General features: G+C 72.7%; 8 protein-coding genes. All 8 read right to left on the bottom strand.

The window, feature by feature from the left end:
- On the bottom strand, positions 1-1,067 hold a 1,067-nt coding region (locus AB0H87_RS32230; protein WP_360154213.1), incomplete at its 3' end, for a hypothetical protein.
- A 114-nt stretch (positions 1,068-1,181) separates the two neighbouring features.
- Complete coding sequence (locus AB0H87_RS32225; RefSeq protein ID WP_360154210.1) at positions 1,182-2,423, bottom strand: ROK family protein; 1,242 nt, start codon at positions 2,421-2,423, stop codon at positions 1,182-1,184.
- A gap of 51 nt (positions 2,424-2,474) precedes the next feature.
- Positions 2,475-3,965 carry a CoA-acylating methylmalonate-semialdehyde dehydrogenase gene (locus AB0H87_RS32220; RefSeq protein WP_360154207.1) on the bottom strand — a complete coding sequence of 497 codons (1,491 nt, stop codon included), beginning with the start codon at positions 3,963-3,965 and terminating at the stop codon, positions 2,475-2,477.
- Positions 3,962-5,857 (bottom strand): 3D-(3,5/4)-trihydroxycyclohexane-1,2-dione acylhydrolase (decyclizing), encoded by a 1,896-nt coding sequence (gene iolD / locus AB0H87_RS32215; protein ID WP_360154205.1) that lies wholly within the window; start codon positions 5,855-5,857, stop codon positions 3,962-3,964. The genes AB0H87_RS32220 and iolD overlap by 4 nt, the downstream gene beginning before the upstream one ends.
- Positions 5,854-6,732: a 5-deoxy-glucuronate isomerase gene (gene iolB / locus AB0H87_RS32210; RefSeq protein WP_360154203.1), complete on the bottom strand. Its 879-nt coding sequence runs from the start codon at positions 6,730-6,732 to the stop codon at positions 5,854-5,856. Before iolB ends, iolD begins: the two co-directional genes overlap by 4 nt.
- Positions 6,729-7,601 carry an aldolase gene (locus tag AB0H87_RS32205; RefSeq protein WP_360154200.1) on the bottom strand — a complete coding sequence of 291 codons (873 nt, stop codon included), beginning with the start codon at positions 7,599-7,601 and terminating at the stop codon, positions 6,729-6,731. Before AB0H87_RS32205 ends, iolB begins: the two co-directional genes overlap by 4 nt.
- Positions 7,598-8,548, bottom strand: coding sequence for a 5-dehydro-2-deoxygluconokinase (gene iolC, locus AB0H87_RS32200; RefSeq protein ID WP_360154197.1), 951 nt, complete (start codon positions 8,546-8,548; stop codon positions 7,598-7,600). The genes AB0H87_RS32205 and iolC overlap by 4 nt, the downstream gene beginning before the upstream one ends.
- On the bottom strand, positions 8,545-9,417 hold the full coding sequence (locus AB0H87_RS32195) for a TIM barrel protein (protein WP_360154194.1): 873 nt from the start codon (positions 9,415-9,417) through the stop codon (positions 8,545-8,547). The genes iolC and AB0H87_RS32195 overlap by 4 nt, the downstream gene beginning before the upstream one ends.
- Between the last annotated feature and the right edge of the window lie 126 nt (positions 9,418-9,543).

Raw genomic sequence — 9,543 nt, 5'->3', positions numbered from 1 at the left:
TGTGGGTCAGCGTGACCCGGACGTCCGTGACCGGCCAGCCGTAGAGGCCCTGTTCGCACCTGGTCCGAGGTCTCGTCGGTGCCCGAGCCGACCACGGAGTCGTGCGCCGACGACTCGACGATCTTCCGCCAGGCCAGCTCGAGGAAAGGTGTCTGGCCGTCGCCGCCCCAGGTCGCGAGGAACCGCTCCGCGTGGTCGACGGTCCGCTCGGCGACGGCCATGGCCCGCTTCAGCTCGGTGCGCACCGAGAGCACGCCCGGCAGGATGTTGCCGCGCACGTGGCTGCGCAGCTCGCCGCGGACGGTCTCGCGGACCTCGGCGCGGGCGTGCGTGGTCACGTACTCCTCGATGGTGGCGACGGTGATGCCGCCGGCCGCGCGCAGCCACGCGCCGAGCCGCGGATCCGGTGCGGCGTGGTCCGTGCCGACCATCGCGAGCACCGGGTCGCCGCCCCAGCGGTCGGCGGTCATCCGGCTGTAGTCGGCGAGCGCGCGGTCGATCACCGCCGGCACGAGGATCACGTCGAGGCCGTTGTCGTAGCCGTCGAACAGGAACTCGGTGCGCACCGTGGAGCCGTCGGGCGCCTCCCACCGGAACGCGTGGCCGGCGACGCTGCCCGGGACGCCCCGCCAGAGCGCGGCGTGGGCGATGCCGGCGCGGTGCAGGATCTGCGGCATCTGCGCGACGTGGCCGAACATGTCCGGCAGGTAGCCCACCGGCATCGCCCGGCCGAGCGCGGTCGCGTCGGCCCAGCCGAACTCCAGGTTGCGGACGATCGTCTCGCCGGAGCAGAGGAACTCGTCGAGCAGGATGTACCAGGGTCCGAGCGCCAGGCGACCCGCGCGCGCCAGCTCCGCCACGTCAGACCGGCGCTCCGGCCGGATCGCCAGGTAGTCGAGGATCGCCGCCGTCTGGCCGTCCACGGTGAAGCGGAACGAGGGGTCCCGGCGCGCGGTCTCCAGGACCACGTCGAACGCTTCCACGAGGCGGTGGCGGAAGACCTGGAACGGCTCGTACCACTCGCGATCCCAATGGAAGTGCGGGACGAAGACGGCGTAGCTCTGCATCGAGGCCGAAGCCCTTTCGGGGACAGGTCGGAGGGGACCCTGGCAAGATCGGGAATTAGCAAATCATGTTTTCAAACTCGACGCAACGAGATGTTCTCGCGATCGAAACGGGGCTCAGCCTGCGGAGATGAGCAGCGTCGAGGCCTTGGGCGAGAACGTGCCGTCGAAGACGAGCGTCGCGGCGCCGACGGCGGCCACGTCGACCGGGATCACGGACTCGGTGAACCGCACGTCGTGCGGCGGCACGAGGGCCGGGTCGGCCCGCACGACGCCGGGCAGCACGTCGAGCACGATCGTCGCGATGCGCGACCAGAACGGGCCGCCGAAGATGACGCGCTCGATGTCGAGGAGGTTGACGAGCACCACGACCGCGCGGGCGATCTGCCGGGCCGCGTCGGCGACCACCTCGTGTGCCCGCGCGTCGCCGGCCCGGGCCAGCGCGGCCAGCGCCGAGAACGCCTCGTCGATCTCGGGGATCCCGGCCGGGCCGGGCGGCAACGTGCCCGGCAGGATGCCCTCGCGCTGCGCCCGCTCGACCAGCGCGCGGGGCACGGCGCTGTAGCCGACGCAACCGCGCCGCCCGCAGACGCACTCCGGACCGTCGGGGTCGACCGTCATGTGGCCGGGGTCGCCGGCGTTCGAGCTGACCCCGCGGACGACCTCACCGCCGACCGCGATGCCCGTGCCGAGGCCGGTGCCGTAGTACATGAACGCGAAGTCGCGGCTGTCGCCGGCGTCGGCGTACCAGAGCTCGGCGACCGCCGCCGCCGTCACGTCCTTCTCCAGCAGCACCGGCAGGCCCGTCGCGGCGCTGAGCGCGGTGCGCAGCGGGACGCGGTGCCAGTGCGGGAGCATCGGCGGGTTCAGCACGATGCCGTCCGCGATGTTGACCGGGCCGGGAGTGGCGATCCCGATGCCGAGCACGCGGGACCGGTCGACGCCGGAGGTCGTGATCAGCGCGTCGATCGAGCGGCCCATCTCGTCGATCACCGACTGCGGGTCCTGCGCGGAGGGCGTGCCGCTGCGGGTGTGGTCGCGCACCTCGCCGGCGAGGTCGACCACCACGTACGTGATGACCGCCGGGTCGATGTGCACGCCGATCGAGAAGCCGCCGGCCGGGTTCAGCCGCAGGATGCCGGGCGGTTTGCCGGGGCCGCTGACCCGCGTGCCGTGCTCCTCGATGAGCCCGCTGGCCAGCAGCCGGCGGCACACGTTGGCGACGGTCATGTTGCTCAGCCCCGTGACGGAGGCGAGCTTCGAGCGGGTGCTGCCGTCGGGGTGGCGGCGGATGGCGTCGAGGACGACGGTCTGGTTGTACTCACCGACCGCGGGCAGGTTCGAGCCCGTCAACACCACTTGCGTCGTCCTCCCGGCGCCGGCGTCAACACCGGCACCGGGCACAGTACATCAGGTGTTCCGGGGGAAGCCCAGGTTCAGTCCACCGTGGCTCGGGTCCAGCCAGCGGGAGGTGACCACCTTTCCGCGCGTGAAGAAGTGCACGCCCTCGGTGCCGTGCGCGTGGCTGTCGCCGAACAGGCTGTTCTTCCAACCGCCGAACGAGTAGTACGAAACGGGCACCGGGATCGGCACGTTGACGCCCACCATCCCGACCTCGACCTCACGCTGGAAGCGGCGCGCCGCTCCGCCGTCGTTGGTGAAGATGGCCGTGCCGTTGCCGTAGGGGTTGGCGTTGATCAGGTTCAGGCCTTCGTCGTACGACCGTACGCGCATGACCGAGAGCACCGGCCCGAAGATCTCGTCGCGGTAGACGGACATCGCGGGCGTGACGTGGTCGAAAAGGGTGGGCCCGAGCCAGAAGCCGGCCCCGTCCCCGTCGAACTCGCCGTCGCGCCCGTCGACCACGAGCGTCGCGCCCTCGGCGACGCCGGCGTCGAGGTAGCTGGCCACCTTGTCCCGGTGCGCCCCGGTGACCAGCGGGCCCATGTCGCAGCCGCGGGTGCCGTCGCCGGTGCGCAGCCGGCCCATCCGGTCCTGGATCCGCTTGACCAGGTCGTCGGCCACGCCGTCGACGACGACCAGCGCGGAGATGGCCATGCAGCGCTCGCCGGCCGAGCCGAAGCCCGCGTTGATCGCCGCGTCCGCGGCCAGGTCGAGGTCGGCGTCGGGCAGCACCAGCATGTGGTTCTTGGCTCCGCCGAGAGCCTGGACCCGCTTGCCGTGTGCCGTGCCTGTCTCGTACACATATTTGGCGATTGGTGTGGAACCGACGAACGACACGGCTTTGACGTCCGGGTGCGTGAGGAGCGCGTCGACCGCCTCCTTGTCGCCGTGCACGACGTTCATGACCCCGTCGGGCAGGCCGGCCTCGGTCCAGAGCCTGGCCACCGCGACCGCCGCCGACGGGTCCTTCTCGCTCGGCTTGAGCACGACGGCGTTGCCGCAGGCGATGGCGATCGGCACGAACCAGAGCGGCACCATGGCTGGGAAGTTGAACGGCGCGATGACGGCGACGACGCCGAGCGGCTGGCGGATCGAGTAGACGTCGACGTTCGTCGACGCGTTCTCCGTGAAGCCGCCCTTGAGCAGGTGCGGGATGCCGCAGGCGAACTCGGCGACCTCCAGGCCGCGCATGACCTCGCCGCGGGCGTCGTCGAGCACCTTGCCGTGCTCGGCGGTGATCAGCGCGGCGATCTCGTCCTTGTGCGCGTTGAGCAGTTCCCGGAAGGCGAACAGGACCTGGGTGCGCTTGGCCAGCGAGGCGTCGGCCCAGCCGGACCAGGCCTGGCGGGCCGTGGTCACGACCTCGCCGACGAGGTCGGCGGAGGCCAGGTCGACGTGGGCGGTGACCGCGCCGGTCGCCGGGTTGAACACCTCGCCGGTGCGCTCCGCGGTGCCCGCCCAGGGCCGGCCCGCGATCAGGTGGGTGACGGTGTTCATTCGGCGTCCTTCCGGTGCGACGGCGCGAGCAGCGGCCGCTGGGCCTTCTTCTCCGCGAGGTAGGTGTCGTAGGCCGCGCGGGTGGTGTCCAGCTCGCTGACCTGGCTGACCGGGACGTCCCACCAGGCCTCGCTGTCGGGCGCGTGGATGGTCGGGTCGGTCTCGACGTGGATGACGATCGGGCCGTTGTCCCAGGCTTTCGCGTCTTTGATCGCCTGCTCCAGCTCGGCCCGGCTGTGCGCCTCGATGACCGTGGCACCGAGGCTGCGGGCGTTCGCGGCCAGGTCGATCGGCAGCTTGTCGCCGTCGAGCCGGCCCGTGGCCGGGTCCCGGTAGCGGTAGGCGGTGCCGAAGCGCTGTGAGCCGAGCGACTCGGAGAGCGAGCCGATCGAGTGGAAGCCGTGGTTCTGCACGATCACCACGATGATCTTCACGCGCTCCTGGACGGCGGTGACGAGCTCGGTCGGGTTCATCAGGTACGAGCCGTCGCCGACGAGGACGAAGACGTCCCGGCCGGGGTCGGCCAGCTTGACGCCGATGCCGCCGGGGATCTCGTAGCCCATGCAGGAGAAGCCGTACTCGACGTGGTACGCCTTGCGGTCCCGGACGCGCCACAGCTTGTGCAGGTCGCCGGGCATCGAGCCGGCGGCGCAGACCACGACGTCGCGCGGGTCGGACAGCTCGTTGACACAGCCGAGCACGGTGCCCTGGGTGAGCACGCCCGGCGCGGTGGTCCCGGCCGGCGGGTGGTAGGCGGCGTCCACCTTGGCGTCCCACTCGCGCGAGAGCGTGCCCTGGCGGTCCTGGTAGCCCGCGTCCACTGTGTAGTCACCGAGCGCCGCGGCCAGCGCGGTCAACGCTTCCCGGGCATCCGCGACCACGGCCAGGCCCGACTGCTTGCCCGCGTCGAAGCTCGCGACGTTCACGTTCACGAACCTGACGTCGGGGTGCTGGAACGCGGTGCGGGACGCGGTGGTGAAGTCGCTCCAGCGCGTGCCGACGCCGATCACCACGTCGGCCTCGCGGGCGAGCGCGTTGGCGGCCGTGGTGCCGGTCGAGCCGATCGCGCCCATCGCCCGCGGATGGCCGTGCGGCAGGGATCCCTTGCCGGCCTGGGTCTCCGCGACCGGGATGCCGGTGGCGGCGGCGAACGCCTCCAGGGCGGCCTCGGCGCCGGAGTAGTGCACGCCGCCGCCGGCGACGACGATCGGCGTGCGGGCGGTTCTGATGATCGCGGTGGCGTCCGCGACGTCGGCCTGCTCGGGCGCGGGGCGGCGGATCCGCCAGACCCGCTCGGCGAACAGCTCGTCCGGCCAGTCGTACGCCTCTGCCTGCACGTCCTGCGGCAGCGCGATGGTGGCGGCGCCGGTGTCGACCGGGTCGGTGAGCACGCGCATGGCGCCGAGCAGCGCGGCCGGCAGCTGTTCCGGTCGGTTGACCCGGTCGAAGAAGCGCGACAGCGGCCGGAAGGCGTCGTTGACCGTGACGTCCGCCGCGTGCGGCACCTCCAGCTCCTGCAGCACCGGCCCGGCGACCCGGGTCGCGAACGTGCCCGAGGGGAGCAGCAGCACCGGGAGGCGGTTGACCGTGGCCAGCGCCGCACCGGTGAGCATGTTCGTCGAGCCCGGGCCGACCGAGGCCGTGCAGGCCCACGTCCGGAGACGGTCCTTCTGCCGGGCGTACGCGACCGCGGTGTGCACCATCGCCTGCTCGTTGCGGGCCAGCACGTACGGGAGGAAGTCGTCCTGGAGCAGCGCCTGACCGAGGCCCGCGACGTTGCCGTGCCCGAAGATGCCGAGACAGCCGGCGAACAGGCGCTGCCGCTCGCCGTCGCGCTCGGTCCACTGGTTGTGCAGGAAGCGCACGACGGCCTGGCCGACGGTGAGCCTCATCGGCGTCCTCCGATCGGGAGTCGGGGATCGACCTCCTGGCCGGTCCAGGTGCCACGCACCCAGCCGTGCGCGGGGTCGTCGCAGATCAGCCAGGCCCGCGTGGCGCCGGGGCCGGCCATGACGTTGAGGTAGTACAGGTGGTAGCCGGGCGGTGCCATCGCCGGGCCGTGCCAGCCGTGCGGCACCAGCACCACGTCGCCGGAGCGGACCTCGGCGAGCACGTCGATCGGGCGGTCTTCCGTGCCGTAGACGCGCTGGTAGCCGACCGGGTCACCGACGCCGTCGGCCTCGGACTCCAGCTCGAAGTAGTAGATCTCCTCGAGCGCGGTCTCGGCGCCGGGGCGTTCCTCGTCGTGCTTGTGCGGCGGGTACGAGCTCCAGTTGCCGGCCGGCGTGACCACCTCGCACGCGATGATCGAGTCGGCGTCGAGCACGCCCGGCACGCCGAAGTTGCGCACCTCCCGCGAGGCGGTGCCGGCACCGCGCAGCTCGACCGGCACGTCGGCGGCGGCGAGGTGCCGGAACGGTTTCCGCTCCCGCGCCTTCGCGCCGCAGAGGGCGACCCTGGCCGTGCCCGGCCCCGGGTTGTGCACCGTCAGCGCGGTGTCGCGGGGGACATAGGCCACGTCGGTCGGGCCGGCGAACACGCTCGCCCGCCCGGCCAACCGGACCGCGTTCACCTCCGGGCTGCCGCTCAGCGGCACCACGATGAGCTCGCTGTCGCCGGTGTCCAACCGGACGCCTTCGCCCGGCGCGAGCGCGGCCACCCGGAGGCTGGTGTGCTTCCAGCCGTCGACCGCGTCGGTGATCGAAACCTGGAACGGGCCGTCGGCCGCTGACCCGAACTTCCGTACCCAGCGGGCGTTGTCGCTCATCGGTGCACCAGCCCGGCCGCGGTGTCGACGGCTTTCGCCACGTCGCCGTCCGGTGGGAAGAGCAGCGCCCGCCCCACCACCAGGCCGCGCACCGCGGGCAGGTCGAGGGCGCGGCCCCAGGCGGCGTAGGTCTCGTCGGGATGCCCGCTCGGGTCGCCGCCGAGCAGCAACGTCGGCAGCGTGGTGGCGTCCATGACCCGCGGCAGGTCGTCGACGACCGGCAGCTTGAGCCACGTGTGCCGGCTGGTCGCGCCGAGCCCGGCCGCGACGTGGATCGAGGTGATGGTCGAGTCCGGGTCGAGCAGGTTGCGCACCTTGCCGTCGTCCCGGACCGACAGGAACGGCTCCACCATCGCCATCAGACCATGGTCGGCCAGCGCGTTGATCGCCTGGCCACCGGCCTCCAGGGTGGCGGCGGTGCCCGGGTCGCCGAGGCAGATCCGGGTCAGCATCTTCCCGCCGTCCAGGCCGCGGGCCACGATCTCCCGGGCCGTGTAGGCGGTGAACCGGTCGTCGAACTCGAAGGCCGCACCGTGCAGGCCGCCCCGGTTCATCGAGCCGATCGCGACCTTGTCCTCGAGCGCGCCCATCAGCAGCAGGTCGTCGAGGACGTCCGCCGTGCCGAGCACACCGTCGACGCCGGGCCGGGACAGCGCGGTGGCCAGGCGACGCAACAGGTCGGTGCGCGACGCCATGGCCAGCCGGTCGCCCCGCACACCGAGGGCGGCCCGGGCCGGGTGGTCGGCGGCCACGATGAGCAGCCGGCCGTCGGCGCCGACCAGGTCGCGCCGCTTGCGGGCGGCCCAGCCGTCGACGATCCGGTGCGGTTCGCGTACGCGGATCTCGGTCAGTCCGGCGATGTCCGTCATCGTCCACCCTTCTGGGCGATCAAGGCCTCGACCTCGGCCGTGTACGGCATGGCGCTGGAGCACTCCAGTCGCGAGGCGACGATGGCGCCGGCCACGTTGGCGAAGGTCAACGTGCGGCGCAGGTCCCAGCCGGCGATCAGGCCGTGCACGAGCGCACCGCCGAACGCGTCGCCGGCACCGAGCCCGTTGACCACCTCGACGGGGAACGGCGGCACCTCGACGCGCTCGTCGGCGGTCGCGGCGAGCACGCCCCTGGGGCCCTGCTTGACGATCGCCAGCTCGACGCCGCGCTCCAGCAGCGCGTCGGCCGCGCGCTGCGGGTCGGTCTCGCCGACGGCGACGGCGCACTCCTCGCGGTTGCCGACGGCGACCGTGACGTGTGCGAGGGCCCGGCCCACCTGGGCGGTGGCCTCGGCCGGGTCGGGCCAGAACATCGGCCGGTAGTCGAGGTCGAGCACCGTGTGCGCCCGGCGGCCGCGGGCCGCCCAGGCGGCGAAGTGCGCGGACCGCGACGGCTCCTGGGACAGGCCGGTGCCGGTCGCCCAGAACACCGCGGCGTCCCGCACCGCGTCGACCGGGATCTCGGCCGGCTCGACCATCAGGTCCGGCGCGATGGGGTAGCGGTAGAACCAGAGCGGGAAGTCGTCCGGCGGGAACACCTCGCAGAACGTCACCGGCGTGGGCGGGCCGTCGACGGCGGTCACGAAGGTGTCGTCGACGCCGAACTCGCGCAGCGCCTTATGGATGTAGCGGCCGAAGGCGTCCTGGCCGGTGCGGGTGATGATGGCGGCCCGGCGGCCGTGCCGGGCGGCGGCCACCGAGACGTTGGTCGCGCTGCCGCCGAGGAACTTCTCGAAGTGCTTGACGTCCTCGAGGCCGACGCCGTGCTCCAGGGGATAGAGGTCGACCCCGATGCGGCCGATCGCGACCAGGTCGTACGCCGTCATCGGTCGGCCCGCGCGGTCAGCAGCCACTCGATGCTGGCACGGACGGCCTCGACCGGCCCGTCGCTCTCGCCGTCGAGCACCGTGTCCTGCTCCAGCACGTACCAGCCCTGGTAGCCCGCGTCCTCCAGCGCCGTGACGATCGCGGCGAGGTCGACGTCGCCCTGCCCGAGCGGGACGTACATGCCGGCCGCGACCGCGTCGGTGTAGGTCGCCTCGCCCTTGCGCACCTGGGCCGCCCAGTCGGTGCGGACGTCCTTGAGGTGGACGTGCGCGATGCGCTCCGGGTGCGCCCGGGCGACCGCGACCGGGTCGCCGCCGCCGATCAGCAGGTGGCCGGTGTCGAGGCAGAGGCCGATGCGGCTGCCGTCGAGCACCTTCTGTGTTTCCGCACCGCTCTCCACCATCGTGCCGACGTGCGGGTGCAGCGTCGCGTGCAGGCCGCGGGCGGCGGCGGCGTCGGTGATCCGGTCGAGGTTGCCGAGCAGGGTCGACCAGCCGGCGTCGTCGAGGACCGGGCGGTCGTCGTAGCCCTCCTGGCCGGTGGCGGCGGCGATCACGACGGTCGAGGCGGCGGCGGCGACGAGCCCGTCCATCGCCTTCTGGACGTCCGGGAGCGGGTCGTGCCGCGCGTCGTGCAGCACGACCGGGACGAACTGGCCGACGGCCGCCAGCCCGTAGGCGTTCAGCGTCGCCGCCTTCTCGGCCGGCGCGTCGGGGAGGAAGCCGTCCGGGCCGAACTCCGTCGCGGCCAGGCCCAGCTCGCGCATCTGCCGCAGCACGGTCTCCGGCGGAAGCTGGTGGCCCCAGCCGGGCACCTCGCAGACGCCCCAGGAGATGGGTGCGCCGGCGATCCTACGGGCGATGCTCATCTACCGTCCTTTGATCTCGGTGAGGGCGACCGGGCGGTGCTGCGCGGCGACCTCCTGGCTGACCTGTTCGGCGATCTTCTTCTCGGCGAAGTTCGCGGCCACCCGATCACCCACGACCAGGATCCC

Source organism: Asanoa sp. NPDC050611 (assembly GCF_040654855.1).
GTDB lineage: Bacteria > Actinomycetota > Actinomycetes > Mycobacteriales > Micromonosporaceae > Asanoa.
This window is presented reverse-complemented; position numbering and strand designations above follow the sequence as displayed.